Below are 16033 nucleotides of genomic sequence, written 5' to 3'. Positions count from 1 at the left end.
AGTAATGGCTCTATCTCGGCAAACTTCTCTCGGCTGATGTCGCTGGCGTATTTTGGTCTCTTCATCTATTTATTATCAGGGGTGAGAAACAGATTGTAAACAGGCTCTAAAACACACATGATTAATTGCGCTACACTCGACCGGTATCAGGCTGCTGCCTTTTATTGCTTCGGGTAGGGATAATACAAAAAAATTGGAGACTGGGATGTTCAGTAATGATGAGTTGAAATACCTTCACCGCTGTATCGAACTAGCGACTGAGGCATTAGAAGCAGGCGATGAACCATTTGGCTCAGTGTTAGTCGCTGCAAACGGAACCGTACTTGCTGAGGATCGCAACCGGGTAGCCTCTGGCGATCGTACTCGTCATCCAGAGTTTGAGTTGGCCCGTTGGGCCGCAGTTAATATGACCCCCAGGGAGCGAGCGGCAGCAACTGTATTCACCTCGGGTGAACATTGTCCAATGTGTGCCGCTGCGCACGGCTGGGTCGGACTGGGTCGTATTGTATACGTGAGTTCTTCCGAGCAATTAGTCACTTGGCTCACCGAGTTGGGGGTTCCTGCGCCTCCGGTACGCCCTCTGCCGATCCAGGAAATTGTTCCTGGCCTCGTGGTAGAGGGCCCGGTTCCAGATCTTACGGAGCAGGTACACAACCTGCATCGCCGCTTCTATGGAATACATCGTGTTAATTCTACGACTTAACCATGCATACACGCGCGGCCATCGTCCTCCTTCTGTTCGGGCTGGTTGCGCCATTCGGCGCGCGAACCTCCATCAGTCCAAGTTCGCCGTAACAGGACTTACCGATGCTCAGATCGCGTCGTTCCTTACCACCCTTCAGCACGCCGTCGCAACTCACAACATCGCGCGCATAGTTTCCCTAACTGTGTTCCCCCTAACCGTCAACGGTAAACCATCTATAAAGAACGCGGCGGCATTGAAGTCGCAATACAACGTCATCTTCAATGCCCGCGTCGTCAAGGAAATCAAGAAACAAGTGTTCAATGAGCTATTCGCCAACTCCGACGGCATTATGATAGGCAACGGTGAAGTATGGTTCGCAGGGATCTACGATAGTGACAAGTGCAATCATGTTCGTGTTCGTATCGTCGCGATCAGTAATATTTGAGCACTCGTATCTAATGCAAAACCAAGCCACCATTTGCAGCTTTTCAGTTCTTCATAGCTGCGCAGCATTAGAAATCAGGCGCTCTGCTGTTAAAAAAACCTATGAATAATTTCAACGATATTTTGTGTATATCCCTTTCATCTAACAGTGAATGGCTGGCAAAGGATAGATAATCTCATACAAATTGTTGCGCCATCACAGGTGACGCTATATCTCATCACTACAATCAAACACCTACTGGGAATTATTATGGATGCAAACTTTTGGCATCAGAAATGGGAGCAAGGTGAAATTGGCTTTCACCGCCCTACCGTCAATCCGCTGCTAATCAGCCATTTTAGTGCACTTAATTTGGTAAAGGGCAGCCGTATTTTTCTACCCTTGTGTGGTAAAACGCTTGATATTGGCTGGTTGCTTGCCAACAGCTATCGTGTTGTAGGCGTTGAGCTAAGCGAAATGGCTGTCAGGCAGTTATTTATTGGACTGGGCGTAGAGCCACAAGTGACAAAGAACAGTGGCATGCAGTGCTACCACGCAGAAAATATCGATATCTTTGTTGGTGACTTGTTTCATTTGACCGCTGCTACGCTAGGGCCCGTGGATGCCATCTACGATCGGGCCGCTCTGGTTGCGCTCCCTGAAGCAATACGCAGCCGGTATACCACCCATCTGATGGCACTCACGCATAAAGCGCCACAACTTCTTATCTGCTTTGAATACGATCAAACCTTGCTGGAAGGTCCTCCTTTTTCAATTGGCAGCGCAGAAATCGATCGGCATTATGCCGCTAGCTATGAGCTGCGACTACTTGAAAGTACAGAGGTATCTGGTGGGTTGAAGGGGAAATGTGCGGCCAGAGAAAATGTCTGGTTACTGAAAAACCGCCCGTAATGCGAAACAGGTATTAAAAGAGATACGGGTTACCAGTTTTTGATAACCCGTTGATTGTACTGAAAACTATTAGCCGACTTGATGATAACGAACACTTTGTGTATGCACTGCTTCAACCAGTGCTTTTGCATTTTCCGGTGGAGTAAACTGGGAAATACCATGTCCGAGGTTAAATACATGGCCATGCCCATGGCCATAGCTTGCCAGTATTTTTCCAACTTCAGCAGCAATAGCTTCCGGTGAGGAAAACAGTACAGCTGGATCCAGATTGCCCTGCAAAGCCACTTTATCTTGTGTACGCCGACGCGCTTCGCCAATATCAATCGTCCAGTCCAGTCCGATGGCATCACAACCACTAGCCATGATGGATTCCAGCCATAGCCCGCCTCCCTTGGTAAACAGGATATTCGGGATACGTTCGCCGTTATGTTCGCGTTTTAATCCTTCCAGGATCTGGTTCATGTAACGCAGGGAAAACTCCTGATAGGCGGCATGGGATAGCGCACCACCCCAGCTGTCGAAAATCATCACTGTCTGCGCACCTGCTTCAATCTGGGCGTTCAGATAGGTAATCACCGCTTGTGCGGTTACATCCAGAATATGGTGCAACAGATCCGGGCGTGTATACAGCATGGTTTTGATCTGACGATAATCACTACTGCTCGCACCTTCCACCATATAGCATGCCAACGTGAACGGGCTGCCTGAGAATCCAATCAGCGGCACCCGATTGTTCAGCGCTTTGCGAATTTCTGTAACAGCATCCATGACATAGCGCAAATGCGTATCCGGATCCGGCACGATCAATGAGAGAATTTCTCGTTCTTCACGTAACGGGCGCTCGAAGCGTGGCCCCTCTCCTGTCGAAAAATACAATCCCAGCCCCATTGCATCCGGAATAGTCAAAATATCGGAAAACAAAATGGCTGCATCCAGCGGAAATCTGTCCAATGGCTGCAAAGTCACTTCTGTTGCCAGTGCAGGATTTTTACATAGTGCAAGGAAATCACCCGCACGCGCCCGCGTCTGGTTGTACTCCGGCAGATAGCGGCCAGCCTGGCGCATCATCCAGACGGGGGTATAGTCCACAGGCTGCCGCAGCAGTGCGCGAATAAAAGTATCATTTTCCAGTCTGGTCATTGTTTATATGGGCCTAATCTCAAAAAGGTTGATAAATTAACGTAAAAAAATTACAAACCTATTATCAGCATTCAACGATCAATTCAGTTTTTGCAACTGTTCTTCCAGTTTCTTCAGGGTTGCACTGAACGCAGCCAAACGCTCTCTTTCTTGTTGCACTACTTTTTCTGGGGCTCGCTGAACAAAATCAGGATTATCCAATTTTGTTTCGGCTTTACCGATTTCAGTTTCTATTCGCAAGATTTCCTTACCAAGGCGTTCACACTCTGCCTTAACATCTATCTCTATTTTCAGCATCAACCTGAAATCACCTACCACAGCAACTGGCGCATCGGTATCCGGCAGCCCATCTGGCAGGATAGTCACTTCAGATAATCTGGCCAGCGCTTGCAAGTAGGGTGAAAAATCCGCTAACCGGGCGTGATCACCCTCTATCAATAACGGTATACGTTCTGCCGGTGACAGTTTCATTTCTCCACGCAATGTACGGCAAGCATTTACGACTTCCTTGAGCAGTTGAATATCAGCAGCAGCTTGCTCGTCGATACGTGCCTGATCAGGTTGAGGATAAGGCTGACACATGATGCTAGCGCCGACTTTTCCCGCAAGCGGCGCAACCGCCTGCCAGAGTTCTTCAGTAATGAACGGAATGATCGGATGCGCCTGCCTTAACACTGTTTCCAATACACGCACCAATGTACGACGAGTGGCACGCTGCTGTGCTTCATCTTCACTGTTCAACTGTACTTTTGCCAGCTCTACATACCAGTCGCAGTATTCATCCCAGATAAATTCGTACATCTCGCGCGCGGCAAGGTCAAACCGGTACTCATTAAAGGCCTGTACTACGCCCTGTTCAGCCTGCTGCAAACGACCAATAATCCATTTATCCGCTGGTGAGAAATTTAGTGGCAGCCCTTCATCCAGTCCTGTGTCCTTACCCTCACAATTCATCAGCACAAAACGGGTGGCGTTCCACAACTTGTTACAGAAATTGCGATACCCTTCGCAGCGTTGCAGGTCAAACTTAATGTCACGCCCATGCGAGGCCAGGCTGGCAAAAGTAAAGCGCAGCGCATCGGTGCCGAATGCGGGAATTCCTTGCGGGAACTGTTTGCGAGTGGCCTTCTCGATGGATTCTGCCTGTTTGGGATTCATCAGGCCGGTCGTACGCTTTCTGATCAACTCCGTCAGTGCAACGCCATCAATCAGATCGAGCGGATCAAGTACGTTACCTTTGGATTTGCTCATCTTCTGGCCTTCCGCATCACGAATCAGACCAGTGATATACACTTCCCGGAAGGGTACTTCGCCGGTGAAATGCAGGGACATCATCACCATACGCGCCACCCAGAAGAAAATAATGTCAAACCCGGTTACCAGCACGGATCCAGGCAGGAAGGTTTTAAGCTCAGGTGTCTGTTCTGGCCAGCCCAATGTTGAAAAAGGCCATAACGCGGAAGAAAACCAGGTATCCAGTACATCTTCATCCTGATACAGGGTTTCCTTACCAGACAGTTTCCTGGCTTCCTCCAGATCATGCGCAACAATTACGTTGCCATCTTCATCGTACCAGGCTGGAATACGGTGCCCCCACCATAATTGCCGTGAAATACACCAGTCCTGGATGTTTTCCAGCCACTGGTTATAGACATGCGCCCAGTTCTCCGGCACAAATCTGACCTTACCGCTTTCAACCGCTGCCAACCCCTGTTTGGCCAGCCCTTCCATTGCCAGGTACCATTGATCAGTCAGCATGGGTTCAATCACCGTATTGGTTCGATCCCCACGTGGAATCATCAGTTTATGCGGGCGAGCTTCAACCAATAATTCTTGTGCCTGCAGATCGGCAATAACTTTCTTTCTGGCATCAAAACGATCCAGCCCCTGAAATTCAACCGGGGCATTGTCATTGATCTTACCATCCAGCGTAAAAACGCTAAGTGGTATCAGTTTATGGCGCAACCCTACCTGATAGTCATTGAAATCATGTGCCGGGGTAATTTTTACGCACCCCGTACCAAAAGCGGGATCAACATAGGAATCTGCAATAATCGGGATCGTGCGCTCAGACAACGGCAGGCGTACATGATGCCCGATCAGATGCCGGTAGCGTTCATCCTCCGGATGTACCGCCACCGCTACATCACCCAGCATGGTTTCAGGCCGCGTGGTGGCGACAATCAGACCTTTCTCACCATTTTCTGCCCGGTGTTCAAAAGGATAGAGAATGTGCCAAAGCGATCCCTGTTCCTCAACTGACACCACTTCCAGATCGGAGACCGCTGTTTGCAATACCGGATCCCAGTTAACCAGGCGTTTGCCACGGTAAATCAACCCTTCCCGATACAGACGAACGAATACTTCAGTCACCGCACGGGAAAGTACCTCATCCATAGTGAAGCGTTCACGCGACCAGTCACAGGAAGTCCCCATACGACGCATTTGCCGGGTAATGGTGGAGCCGGATTCTTCTTTCCATTGCCAGACTCGCTCCAGAAAAGCTTCACGACCCATTTGGCGACGATCCTTTCCTTCCTGATCCAGTTGACGCTCAACCACAATCTGCGTGGCAATCCCGGCATGATCCGTGCCCGGTTGCCACAATGTATTGTCGCCCAGCATACGGTGATAACGGATCAGTGCATCCATCAGGGTATGCTGAAAGGCATGCCCCATATGCAGCGTGCCGGTAACATTAGGGGGCGGCAGCATGATGCAGTAGGCATTAACTTCCTCCCGCTTGGCCGGGCTGAAGTAGCCGGCAGTCTCCCAGACCGAGTACCAGCGATTTTCTATATCCTTTGGATCAAAGCTTTTTGCAAGTTCCATGACAATCAGACACAAAGTAAACCGGTAGAATGAAACCGGCCATTATAACGAACGAAAGCAAGATTAAATATTTCTGGGCAGCCGTTTTCCCAGAGCTTGAATCAAGGTCAACCGTTCAGCAGGATTCAGACTGATACATGCTTCTCTTAATGCTGCATCAAAAGCGAAATACAACAGCTCGGAAATTTCTGTTGGGGATGGCCATTCATCTATCGTCAGTGTCACCTGATCAGTCAAAACAGGAATCCCGTCAATGTCGGGTGCTGACTCGGCAATATCCCCGGGCAATTCACCGGAAGCGGAAGGAAGCTGTTCCATGGAGTCAAATGAGCTTGCAATAATCTGCTCTACAGATTGCATGAGAGAAGATTGTTCCTGTCGATGTCTGCGCAACATTGAATCTACTTTATTCAGCAGGATTTCATCTTCCGGCTCCTGCGTTATATCGGGTTGATCATCTGCCACCAGATTGCTCCTGATCAGGTAAAAAACTCAAAATCCGGGAATATGGATAGCTTCTGCATGGCTCGGAATCGGTTAATTTTCCTCAAGCCGATGATGGCGAATATCATGTCCCAACTCTTGGTAGCACCGGTACCGTTTGCGTGCATGCAGCTTGCTGTCCTCTATTTCATCAACGATTTCAACGATCCGCTTAAAATGTTCAAATCCGGATGGAATTGTCGCATCCAGATTAAGCAATACATCGAAGTAAGCCGCTTCCGGCATCTCCGGCCGATTATTCAGGATCACCGGCGTCACTTCCGCCAGTTTGTCATCTGCCTGGCAATGCGGGACAAAACTGGTTGGGGAGAACGTCCAGAGCAGTTTATCAAATCGGTTTGCCAATTCTGTATCCGGAATATAAACAACTGTTTTCAATCCCTGCTGCACTGCTTTTGCGCACAAACGACAGGCGATCAACAATCTGTCGGTCGCACCCGTATAAAAATCAATCTGTGTCACATCTGCTCGCAGAGATGAGCGTGTCAGCTGATATTAATGCTGTTGTGCACGATCGATCAGAAATTGTGTTAGTAGCGGAACCGGACGTCCGGTCGCCCCCTTTTCTTTGCCGGATTTCCATGCTGTTCCAGCAATATCAAGGTGCGCCCAGCGGTATTTCCTGGTAAAACGTGAAAGGAAGCAAGCTGCGGTAATCGCACCTCCCCAGCGGCCACCGATATTGGCCATATCGGCAAAATTGCTTCTGAGTAATTCTTGATATTCATCTCCCAATGGTAACTGCCAGGCACGATCAGATACTTTTTCCCCGGCCTGAAGCAGTTCCTGAACAAGCGGCTCATCGGTACCCATCAGGCCACTGACCACATGTCCCAAGGCGACCACACAGGCCCCTGTCAGTGTAGCAATATCAATTACCACCTCTGGATTGTAACGCTCGGCGTATGCCAGTGCATCACACAGAATCAACCGTCCTTCTGCATCAGTATTAAGTATTTCAATCGTTTGGCCAGACAGGCTGGTTACAACATCCCCGGGCTTGGTTGCATTGCCACCCGGCATATTTTCAGTTGTGGGAATGATGCCCGTTACATTGATAGGCAACTTCATTTCTGCCACGGCAGTCAGTATGCCGAAAACACTTGCTGCGCCGCCCATATCGTATTTCATTTCATCAAGATCAGCTGCCGGTTTCAGTGAAATACCACCGGTATCAAAGGTGACACCTTTTCCAACCAGCACGACTGGTTTCTCAGTATTTTTCTGGCCACAGTATTCCAGCACAATCAATTTTGCCGGCTGATGACTGCCGCGCGCCACAGCCAGCAATGCACCCATTCCGAGCGCCTCCATGTCTTTTTCTTCCAGCACAGAAAGTTTGAGGTTGTATGTTTTGGCCATTTCGCCAGCCTGTTCGGCCAAATAGGTCGGAGTACAGATATTGGGCGCAAGATTACCCAAGTCCTTCGCTATATTCATACCACGCGCAATAGCTGCTCCCTGCTGCGATGCTTGTTCTGTTTCTGCCGTCGCAACCTCATCCCCGATGAGAAAGATAATTTTCTGCAGGGATGGCTGACGCTCCTCACGTTTACTTTTGAGCCGATCAAAGCGGTACACACTTTCTTCTGCCAGGAGGGTTGACTGCAGTACGCTCCAGGCAGCATCTCTTCCTTTTACAATCAAATCCGCTACACACAATCCGATATCTTTAACCCCCGTCTGATGCAGCGCTTTAAAAACTGCACGAGTGGCCTCCTGAAATACCTTTTCTGCGTATTCCTCTTCCTTGCCCAGCCCGACCAGCAACACTCGCTTGCTTCCAATAACCGGGACGTTGTGCAGCAGTAAAGTTGTATTTGCCCTGCCGTCCATGTCTCCCTGGTCAAGCACCTTGGTCAGATAACTTTTGCTCATCTCGTCCAAAGCTTTGGCCGCTCTGGTCAATTTACGAGACTCGAACACGCCTACCACGATACAGTCACCATGATATTTTTCCAGATCGCCGGATTGGATTGTGAAGTCCATGTTTTACTCCTGTTTTATTTGTTTATTTTTGATAATGAATACGAATCGGACTATGGTCACGTCTCTGATTCCAAATCAAAAAACCGAGCTTCCTGCCACAATCTCCGGAATCATGCTCGTGTCATTCAGCGCAAATAGGTTTGCTTAACGGCTCTTTTTCAGTATTTTCATGGGATTATATCGGGTAGAATCATTTTTCCCTGTAAATCCGGAATGAGTAAGCAAACGCTCTATTCACATCCTTGGTAATGGAAATATGAAAGGAAATCTGCTCAAGCAATTGCGGTTCTGTACAAGTTTACCCAGCCTGCCTTCTATTGCGCTCAAAATTATTGATCTTGCTGGCAAAGCAGATACCAGCCTTACGCAGATCAATCATTATATCTCGCATGATCCGGCACTTGCCGCCAAAATTATTAAGACAGCCAATTCCCCGCTGTATAAATCCAGATATCCGATCAGTAACATCAGCCAGGCTACTAATATTCTCGGAACATACGGTGTTATTACAATAGCATTGTCCTTCTCGCTGGCAGATTCTCTGATAAAACAGACCAGAGAAAAACTGGGCATGACCGACAACAATAGCTTCTGGCGCCGTTCGATTACTTCTGCACTGGCCAGCCGCACTTTGGGCAAACGCCTGGGAATGGACAAAATACTGGATGATCTGTTCCTGGCGGGGCTGCTGCAGGATATTGGTATTCTTGCCTTTCATGCTCTCATGCCTGAGGATTACCCACCGGTTTTTTTACTTGCTGAGGATCACAACGCCCTTCTGAAGGCTGAACGCCAGACATTCGATATAGGACACGACGAACTAGGCGCAGCATTACTTGAATACTGGAAATTTCCCAGCTACGCGCCTATCGCCTGCCGGAACAGTCATACTGCACCAGATACCCCCAATGCTGGTATCAACGAGTGTGTTGCAGTATCTGGTTACATTACAGATTATTTCCTGTCACCTGACAAAAAAGAAAAAATTGATGAAACAACCCGTATAGCGGAGACCTATTTAGGGCTCGACGGACATGCATTGATAGAAGTCCTGGAAGCCATGCAGAATGATCTGCACCATGTGGAAGAACTATTTGAAATCACCATCCTGAACCCTGCCCACCTTGACAATATCATCACTGAGGCCCGAGAGTTACTGACAATGCGGGCCATGATTAAAGTGCGCGAGCTTGAAGACAAAATTCAGCATGACGGCCTGACCGGTGCGCACAACCGTGCTTACTTCGATGGCGCATTCCGGGGTGAATTTCAGCTTTCAATTCAGCAGGGAACATCTCTTTCTCTGGCAATGATTGATATTGACAACTACAAAACTTTTAACGATACCTATGGGCATATTGCAGGAGATGGTGTACTGGTAGCCATAGCCAAAGCCATTACTGACCAGATTCGTCAAACCGATATTTTCTGCCGATATGGTGGTGACGAATTTGCCCTGATACTCCCGGGCACGACTCTTTCGGCTGCACGTCACATCCTGGCAAGAGTCATGGAAAGCATCGCTGCAATTGCCTATAAACCGAATGAAGCCAGTACTATCCGTATCACGGCCTCAATCGGCCTGGCTGTCAATATGGATAAGGAAAAGTCTTTTGACCTCCAGAGTGAAATGCTGGAAGCAGCCGACAGAGCGCTGTATGCCGCCAAGTATGCGGGCCGTAACCGAATTGTTGAATGGAATCCAGCGCTGACTTCACCCTTAAAAACCTGACCGCGCCCACCGGCCGATATTCATATGGTGCGACATTCCATGTATAGTGCCTGCATTCGTCACTTAATCAAATTAAAATAATTCTCATGAATCTTATTATTCAAGGCACAGATATCCAGAACAATGATTTACGGGCAATTGCCAAACTTGCACAAGCCAGTCAGATTGATCGCATCACTGGGGAAGCTTTCCGGATAATGAATGCCCAACTGCATCCTGATATTCCTGACTATTGCGAAGAAACCAGCCTGGATCATGCTTTTGTTCCGGCAGGCAAGAAGCTGACTGATTTTGGCTTAATCTCTATGGATATGGATTCAACCCTGCTCGCCATCGAATCCATTGATGAAATTGCTGACATGCACAATGTCAAACCGCAAGTTTCCGCCATTACCCAGAGCACCATGCGCGGAGAAATCAGTTTTGCCGAAAGCCTTATCCGCCGCACCGCCCTGCTTGAAGGGCTGCCACAGGAAGCACTACAGAAAGTTTACGATGAGCGCGTGCGATTGAGCCTCGGAGCTGAAAAAATGCTGCAACGCATGCAATCTGCCGGTATTAAGACTATGGTGATCTCAGGCGGCTACACTTTCTTCACCGATCGGGTCAAAGACCGGCTCGGGCTGGATTATGCATTTGCCAATACTTTTGAAGTACAGGATGGGAAGCTGACCGGACGAGTGCTGGGCAACATTATCGGTGCATCCGGCAAGGGAGAAATTCTGAAACGGGTACGGGATGAACTCGGACTCAGGAAAGATCAGGTCATTGCTGTCGGCGATGGTGCCAATGATCTGAAAATGCTAGAAGAATCAGGAGTTGGCATTGCCTTTCACGCAAAACCCATATTAAAGGAAAAAGCAACCTTTTCCCTTAATCACGTCGGCCTCGATGGTATCCTCAACCTGTTTGAGTAAATCAATCCCCCTGCTTTATGTCGTAAGGCAGGGGGCACCACTTCTGTTTTAATAGCCGGGTTCATAGATCAAAGCTTGCACATTTGCTTCCAGATCCTCGGGCAGATCTCTATCCGCCAGACCATCCTGCCAGGCCACCTGACAAACTCTGATGGCAATACCTTGTGAAATATCGCGTACCCGGACAATATCCGGATAAATTGATCCACGCTCGATTTCCTCGGACAAAACACGATTTGCCAATTCTTCAGCAGCAGCCAGAAACATACGTTCAACCACCAGACGCGCATGGCTGGCCATGATGCCCAACCCGATCCCAGGGAAAATATACACATTGTTTCCCTGTGCCGGGTAATGGGTTCGTCCATCAAGTATTACCGGCGCAAACGGACTGCCACTGGCAAAAATAGCCCGCCCACCACTCCACCGGTAAGCCTGTTCAGCCGTACATTCCGTATGTGAGGTTGGATTGGAAAGTGCAATAATCACGGGGCGCTCTTGGTAACGGGCCATCTCGCGAATAGCTGCTTCATTGAACGCACCTGCTGTTCCTGTTGCGCCGATCAGCACATCCGGCTGGATAGCGGTAATCGCATCAATGAAACTCATTGCCGCACGTTCGCTCACAAACGGACGAATACGTGGCTTGATCAGCTCATGTGCGGTTGTCACCAGACCCTGTCTATCTACAAAACTAATTCTGGAACGAGCCTCGACCTCACTCAGTCCAGTCGCCTTGAATGCTGGCAACAGCAATTCGGCAACACCAGTTGCAGCAGATCCGGTTCCCAGTAACATGATTTTCAGATCAGCAAAGGATTTGTGTGTAATCTGGCAGGAAGCATAGATACCTGCCAGCGTTACTGCAGCCGTGCCTTGAATATCATCATTGAAACACCGAACTGACGCGGCATAGCGATCCAACAAGGTAAATGCATTCCGACTGCTGAAATCCTCGAACTGAATCAATGCATCTGGAAACCGATGCTGCACCGCTTCCACAAATTCATCCACCAGCGACAGATAATCTTGTCCGACCAGCCGGGGATAGGGATAACCCAGATAGAGCGGATCCTCTCGCAATGCCTGATTACCGGTTCCAACATCCAGCATGACCGGCATACATCGACCGGGATAAATCCCGGCACAAGCCACATACAGGGATATTTTGCCGATTGGTATTCCCATACCATTTGCTCCCAGATCACCCAGACCAAGAATTCGCTCGCCGTCTGTAACAACGATAATTTGCACATCGGTTTCCGGCCAGTTTTCGAGACGGGATACAATTTTCCCCTGATCTTCCGGTGTAATGTAAAACCCTTGTGGCTTTCTGAAAATATGTGAAAGCTTTACACAAGCCTCACCCACAGTGGGCGTATAGATCAGTGGCATAATTTCACCAATATGATCGACCAAAGTACGGTAAAACAGCCGTTGATTGCGCTCGAGCAAATCATTCAGATAAATGTATTTTTCGATATTGCTGCTTTTGTTGCGCAGATTGGCCAATACTCGTTGCTGCTGTTTTTTAATATCCGTCACGCCATATGGCAGTAACCCTTGCAAGCCATAATGTTCACGCTCCTCTCGGGTGAAAGCAGTGGATTTGTTCTGCACCGGATCGTTAAGTAATGTCTTGCCATGTAATGATTTCATGATATTTTCCTGGTCAGGATGTGTTGGATATCACCATCCTCTTGATTACGTTTCCAAGCAATCAGGCAGTGATTTCAACTGGTGTGCCAGCAGGCACCCGTTCAAACAGATCTAATAGATCGTGGTTATGCATCCGGATACAGCCGATCGACCCGGGTTTACCCATCTCTGCACTGTCTGGACTGCCGTGAATATAAATGTAGCGCCGCATCGTATCGACCGAACCTAGGCGATTAAATCCTGGCTCACACCCTGAAAGCCAGAGAATACGTGTCAAAATCCAATCTCGGTTCGGGTGATTGGCAGCCAGCTCTGGTGTATAAATTTCTCCAGTGGGACGCCGCCGGACAAACACCGTATTAACAGGTGCGTTCTGTCCAATCTTGGCACGAATAATATGCTTTCCCAAAGGGGTGTGAAAACTGCCACGCTGCTGTCCAGTGCCATTTTTTGCGGAAGAGATTGGATAACACCTGACAATATGCCCTGCTACATCCTGCAGGGTCATTTGTTGCAATGAAATATCTACGATAATTTTCATGATGTATCGCGCTCTTTTGTGCCACGCCGGATAATGAAAAACTGTTTCAGCAAGGTGCTCGCTTCATCCGCCAGAACACCCTGGCTGACCACCAGGTGATGATTAAGCCGGGTATCAGCAGGTAGATCAAGCAAGCTGCCACACACGCCGGTTTTTGGATCATCTGCAGCATAAACCAGCCGTTTAATTCTGGCATGAAATATTGAACCAATACACATCACACAAGGTTCAAGTGTGACATACAGCGTACAATCTGGCAGCCGATAATTTCCCAGCTTGTTAGTAGCATCACGTAAAGCCATGATTTCAGCATGCGCCGTCGGATCTATTGATGTAATGGGGCAGTTATATCCATAACCTGCAATCTGGCTATCCCTAACCACAACCGCACCAACCGGAACCTCCCCCGCGTCACCTGCTACACGAGCAAGATCCAATGCCTGACGCATGAAATATTCATCTTCTGCCTGAACTGGGGTTCGGATAACCTGTACTTTCATCAGTTTTTTTATGCTAAATTGCTTTCCGGAGAAACTCGGATTGAATCATGACTTATACCAGACAGCCCAATAACACTACTATCCTCCAGGCAGGGGAAGAATTACGCACTTTGCGTGATTTACTGCGTTTTGCAGTAAGCTATTTCAACCGATCGGATCTTTTCCTGGGACACGGTCTGCCGACCGTTTATGATGAAGCAGCGCTTCTGATTATGCACACACTGTATCTGAACGCTGATCAGCTGGATCTTTTTATGGATGCCATGCTTACGTGTAACGAACGTGATCAGGTTCTCCGTATCATTGAACGGCGTGTCAGTGAAAAAATACCGGTTGCCTATCTAACACACGAAGCTTGGCTGGGTGATTTTAATTTCTATGTTGATGAACGCGTCATCATACCGCGTTCATTTATTGCCGAATTACTGCAAGATCGCCTGTCTCCTTGGGTAATAGATCCACATGACATTAATTCAGTACTTGATTTATGTACCGGCTCCGGCTGCCTCGCCATTTTACTGGCGCACGCCTTTGAGCAGGCACAAATCGATGCTGTAGATATTTCTTCCGATGCACTGGACGTGGCATCCATAAATATCAGGAATTATGATCTGATGAACCGGATCAACCTGATCCATTCGGATCTTTCCACCAGGCTGCAAGGTAAAAGATACGATCTGATCATCAGTAATCCTCCCTATGTCAATGCTGCATCCATGGCAACGCTCCCTGAAGAATACCGCCACGAACCCGCTATCGCCTTGGCAGGTGGGCTCGATGGGCTGGATATTGTTTACCGAATTCTCAGAGAAGCGGCCGATCATCTGACCGAAGACGGCCTGTTGATCATGGAAATCGGCCACAATCAGGCCGAAATAGAGCAAGTATTTCCTCAGCTATCCTGTACCTGGCTGGAAACCAGTGCAGGAGATCAGTTTGTTCTAATGGTGAGACGCCGCGACTTGCAAGCGTAGAAAAGAATTTATCTGGAAGCGGACTAACTGACCAGCGCCAGTAATCGTTCGACTTCTGTATCGACCAGCTCCAGCCACATACCACGCTTAAGTCTGGGCGGGAGGTTAACGGGGCCAAACCTGACACGCATCAGACGACTGACCGTTATCCCCAGCGCTTCGAACATTCGGCGAACCTCACGGTTTCTACCTTCCTTCAGTATGATGCGATACCAGTGATTTGTTCCCAGCCCACCTTCATCAAGCAACTGATCAAATTTTGCTGAACCATCTTCCAGTTCAATACCAGTAGTCAAGCGAGTAATTTGTTCCGGGGACAGCTCCCCAACGATGCGAACTGCGTACTCTCGTTCCATCTGGTAACGTGGATGCATCAGGCGATTGGCCAAGGCCCCGTCAGTTGTAAAAATAAGCAACCCGCTGGTATTAAAATCCAGCCTGCCTATTGCTACCCATTTGGAAGACTGTATATGCGGTAATTTATCGAATACCGATGGCCGCCCCTGTGGATCACGCGCACTAACAATTTCTCCCTCTGGTTTGTGGTAAATAATAATCCGTGGCAAAAGTGCAGACATTCTAAGCCGGATAATTCTTCCATCAATCCGTATCTTATCCCCGAACCCGGCTCGATCGCCGAGTTTTGCCGTCGCATTATTGATACTCACACGACCAGCTGCAATCATGGCTTCAATTTCCCGCCGGGAACCCAAGCCATTGCGTGCCAGCAACTTCTGCAACCTATCAGGCTCGACAGCAGGTGCAGCGCTGAGATTCTTCAGGGCAGGAGATGATCTGTGCGTGCGCCTGGGTTTTTGATGCTTCAGCCGATTAACCGACATAAATATAAGTCCTGTGTTGTAGTCGGTCTGTCAAAAACACGCAGCCAAACAATTTAGAAAGGAAATTTTATTCCTGCCGGCAATCCCAGGCCACTGGTTACACTCGCCATATGTTCCTGTGTTGCGGCTTCTACCCGACGTACTGCATCATTCATCGCAGCTGCCACCAGATCTTCCAGCATTTCCTTATCGTCACCGATCAGGCTGCTATCGATATTGATCCGCTTCACATCATGGCGGCAAGTCATGGTCACTTTAACCATACCCGCTCCTGCCTGGCCCTCAACCTCAATCGTTGCCAGTTTTTCCTGCATAGCCTTCATGTTTTCCTGCATTTGCTGGGCCTGCTTCATCAGATTGCCCAAATTGGCCTTCATCAATT

16 protein-coding genes are annotated in these 16033 nt (G+C 48.6%); 6 read left to right on the top strand and 10 right to left on the bottom strand.

Annotated elements, in window-relative coordinates; genetic code table 11:
• Positions 1–205: 205 nt before the first annotated feature.
• The 3 genes from BM331_RS10400 (at position 206) to tmpT (ending at position 2021) form a co-directional block, all read left to right on the top strand.
• Positions 206–703, top strand: coding sequence for a nucleoside deaminase (locus BM331_RS10400; protein WP_074929392.1), 498 nt, complete (start codon positions 206–208; stop codon positions 701–703).
• Positions 672–1130 (top strand): hypothetical protein, encoded by a 459-nt coding sequence (locus tag BM331_RS10395; protein WP_074929390.1) that lies wholly within the window; start codon positions 672–674, stop codon positions 1128–1130. The genes BM331_RS10400 and BM331_RS10395 overlap by 32 nt, the downstream gene beginning before the upstream one ends.
• A gap of 249 nt (positions 1131–1379) precedes the next feature.
• Positions 1380–2021, top strand: a complete 642-nt coding sequence (tmpT, locus tag BM331_RS10390; protein ID WP_074929388.1) for a thiopurine S-methyltransferase — start codon at positions 1380–1382, stop codon at positions 2019–2021.
• Between the two features lie 69 nt (positions 2022–2090).
• Here the strand turns inward: tmpT and hemE are convergent, their stop codons facing one another.
• The 5 genes from hemE to BM331_RS10365 form a co-directional block, all read right to left on the bottom strand.
• Positions 2091–3161 carry a uroporphyrinogen decarboxylase gene (gene hemE, locus BM331_RS10385; protein ID WP_074929386.1) on the bottom strand — a complete coding sequence of 357 codons (1071 nt, stop codon included), beginning with the start codon at positions 3159–3161 and terminating at the stop codon, positions 2091–2093.
• Between the two features lie 78 nt (positions 3162–3239).
• Positions 3240–5993 carry a valine--tRNA ligase gene (locus tag BM331_RS10380; protein ID WP_074929384.1) on the bottom strand — a complete coding sequence of 918 codons (2754 nt, stop codon included), beginning with the start codon at positions 5991–5993 and terminating at the stop codon, positions 3240–3242.
• 63 nt (positions 5994–6056) lie between these two features.
• The gene (locus tag BM331_RS10375; RefSeq protein ID WP_074929382.1) at positions 6057–6458 is read right to left on the bottom strand and encodes a hypothetical protein; all 402 of its coding nucleotides are present in this window, start codon (positions 6456–6458) and stop codon (positions 6057–6059) included.
• A gap of 72 nt (positions 6459–6530) precedes the next feature.
• A complete protein-coding gene (locus BM331_RS10370; RefSeq protein WP_074929381.1) occupies positions 6531–6959 on the bottom strand; it encodes a DNA polymerase III subunit chi in 429 nt (142 codons plus the stop codon).
• 33 nt (positions 6960–6992) lie between these two features.
• Entirely contained in the window at positions 6993–8486 is a 1494-nt protein-coding gene (locus BM331_RS10365; protein WP_074929380.1) for a leucyl aminopeptidase, read from the bottom strand.
• A gap of 256 nt (positions 8487–8742) precedes the next feature.
• On the opposite strand from BM331_RS10365, the gene BM331_RS10360 reads away from it, so the two are divergent.
• Both BM331_RS10360 and serB read left to right on the top strand, forming a co-directional pair.
• A complete protein-coding gene (locus BM331_RS10360; protein WP_074929379.1) occupies positions 8743–10218 on the top strand; it encodes a sensor domain-containing diguanylate cyclase in 1476 nt (491 codons plus the stop codon).
• A gap of 86 nt (positions 10219–10304) precedes the next feature.
• The gene (gene serB, locus BM331_RS10355; RefSeq protein WP_074929377.1) at positions 10305–11135 is read left to right on the top strand and encodes a phosphoserine phosphatase SerB; all 831 of its coding nucleotides are present in this window, start codon (positions 10305–10307) and stop codon (positions 11133–11135) included.
• A 48-nt stretch (positions 11136–11183) separates the two neighbouring features.
• On the opposite strand, the gene BM331_RS10350 is transcribed toward serB, so the two are convergent.
• Genes BM331_RS10350 through tadA form a run of 3 tightly spaced genes read right to left on the bottom strand, consistent with a single transcriptional unit; the run spans position 11184 to position 13835 of the window.
• Positions 11184–12797: an NAD-dependent malic enzyme gene (locus tag BM331_RS10350; RefSeq protein WP_256214897.1), complete on the bottom strand. Its 1614-nt coding sequence runs from the start codon at positions 12795–12797 to the stop codon at positions 11184–11186.
• Between the two features lie 58 nt (positions 12798–12855).
• Complete coding sequence (locus tag BM331_RS10345) at positions 12856–13335, bottom strand: L,D-transpeptidase (protein ID WP_074929373.1); 480 nt, start codon at positions 13333–13335, stop codon at positions 12856–12858.
• Entirely contained in the window at positions 13332–13835 is a 504-nt protein-coding gene (gene tadA, locus BM331_RS10340; protein WP_074929370.1) for a tRNA adenosine(34) deaminase TadA, read from the bottom strand. The genes BM331_RS10345 and tadA overlap by 4 nt, the downstream gene beginning before the upstream one ends.
• 47 nt (positions 13836–13882) lie before the next feature.
• On the opposite strand from tadA, the gene prmB reads away from it, so the two are divergent.
• A complete protein-coding gene (prmB, locus tag BM331_RS10335) occupies positions 13883–14809 on the top strand; it encodes a 50S ribosomal protein L3 N(5)-glutamine methyltransferase (protein ID WP_074929368.1) in 927 nt (308 codons plus the stop codon).
• 23 nt (positions 14810–14832) lie between these two features.
• Here the strand turns inward: prmB and rluB are convergent, their stop codons facing one another.
• Both rluB and BM331_RS10325 read right to left on the bottom strand, forming a co-directional pair.
• Positions 14833–15651: a 23S rRNA pseudouridine(2605) synthase RluB gene (gene rluB, locus BM331_RS10330; RefSeq protein ID WP_074929366.1), complete on the bottom strand. Its 819-nt coding sequence runs from the start codon at positions 15649–15651 to the stop codon at positions 14833–14835.
• A 53-nt stretch (positions 15652–15704) separates the two neighbouring features.
• Positions 15705–16028 carry a YbaB/EbfC family nucleoid-associated protein gene (locus BM331_RS10325; RefSeq protein WP_083414754.1) on the bottom strand — a complete coding sequence of 108 codons (324 nt, stop codon included), beginning with the start codon at positions 16026–16028 and terminating at the stop codon, positions 15705–15707.
• Between the last annotated feature and the right edge of the window lie 5 nt (positions 16029–16033).

The sequence above is a fragment of the Nitrosomonas eutropha genome (genome assembly GCF_900116685.1).
In the GTDB taxonomy this organism is placed as follows: Bacteria; Pseudomonadota; Gammaproteobacteria; order Burkholderiales; family Nitrosomonadaceae; genus Nitrosomonas; species Nitrosomonas eutropha_A.
Note: the sequence above shows the minus strand (reverse complement) of the source record. Positions and strands in the feature narration are given on the sequence as shown.

Coding starts and splice junctions, on each gene's coding strand:
- BM331_RS10400 (WP_074929392.1), top strand. CDS start 206: ATGTTCAGTAATGATGAGTTGAAATACCTTCACCGCTGTATCGAACTA.
- BM331_RS10395 (WP_074929390.1), top strand. CDS start 672: ATGGAATACATCGTGTTAATTCTACGACTTAACCATGCATACACGCGC.
- tmpT (WP_074929388.1), top strand. CDS start 1,380: ATGGATGCAAACTTTTGGCATCAGAAATGGGAGCAAGGTGAAATTGGC.
- hemE (WP_074929386.1), bottom strand. CDS start 3,161: ATGACCAGACTGGAAAATGATACTTTTATTCGCGCACTGCTGCGGCAG.
- BM331_RS10380 (WP_074929384.1), bottom strand. CDS start 5,993: ATGGAACTTGCAAAAAGCTTTGATCCAAAGGATATAGAAAATCGCTGG.
- BM331_RS10365 (WP_074929380.1), bottom strand. CDS start 8,486: ATGGACTTCACAATCCAATCCGGCGATCTGGAAAAATATCATGGTGAC.
- BM331_RS10360 (WP_074929379.1), top strand. CDS start 8,743: ATGAAAGGAAATCTGCTCAAGCAATTGCGGTTCTGTACAAGTTTACCC.
- serB (WP_074929377.1), top strand. CDS start 10,305: ATGAATCTTATTATTCAAGGCACAGATATCCAGAACAATGATTTACGG.
- BM331_RS10345 (WP_074929373.1), bottom strand. CDS start 13,335: ATGAAAATTATCGTAGATATTTCATTGCAACAAATGACCCTGCAGGAT.
- tadA (WP_074929370.1), bottom strand. CDS start 13,835: ATGAAAGTACAGGTTATCCGAACCCCAGTTCAGGCAGAAGATGAATAT.
- prmB (WP_074929368.1), top strand. CDS start 13,883: ATGACTTATACCAGACAGCCCAATAACACTACTATCCTCCAGGCAGGG.
- rluB (WP_074929366.1), bottom strand. CDS start 15,651: ATGTCGGTTAATCGGCTGAAGCATCAAAAACCCAGGCGCACGCACAGA.
- BM331_RS10325 (WP_083414754.1), bottom strand. CDS start 16,028: ATGAAGGCCAATTTGGGCAATCTGATGAAGCAGGCCCAGCAAATGCAG.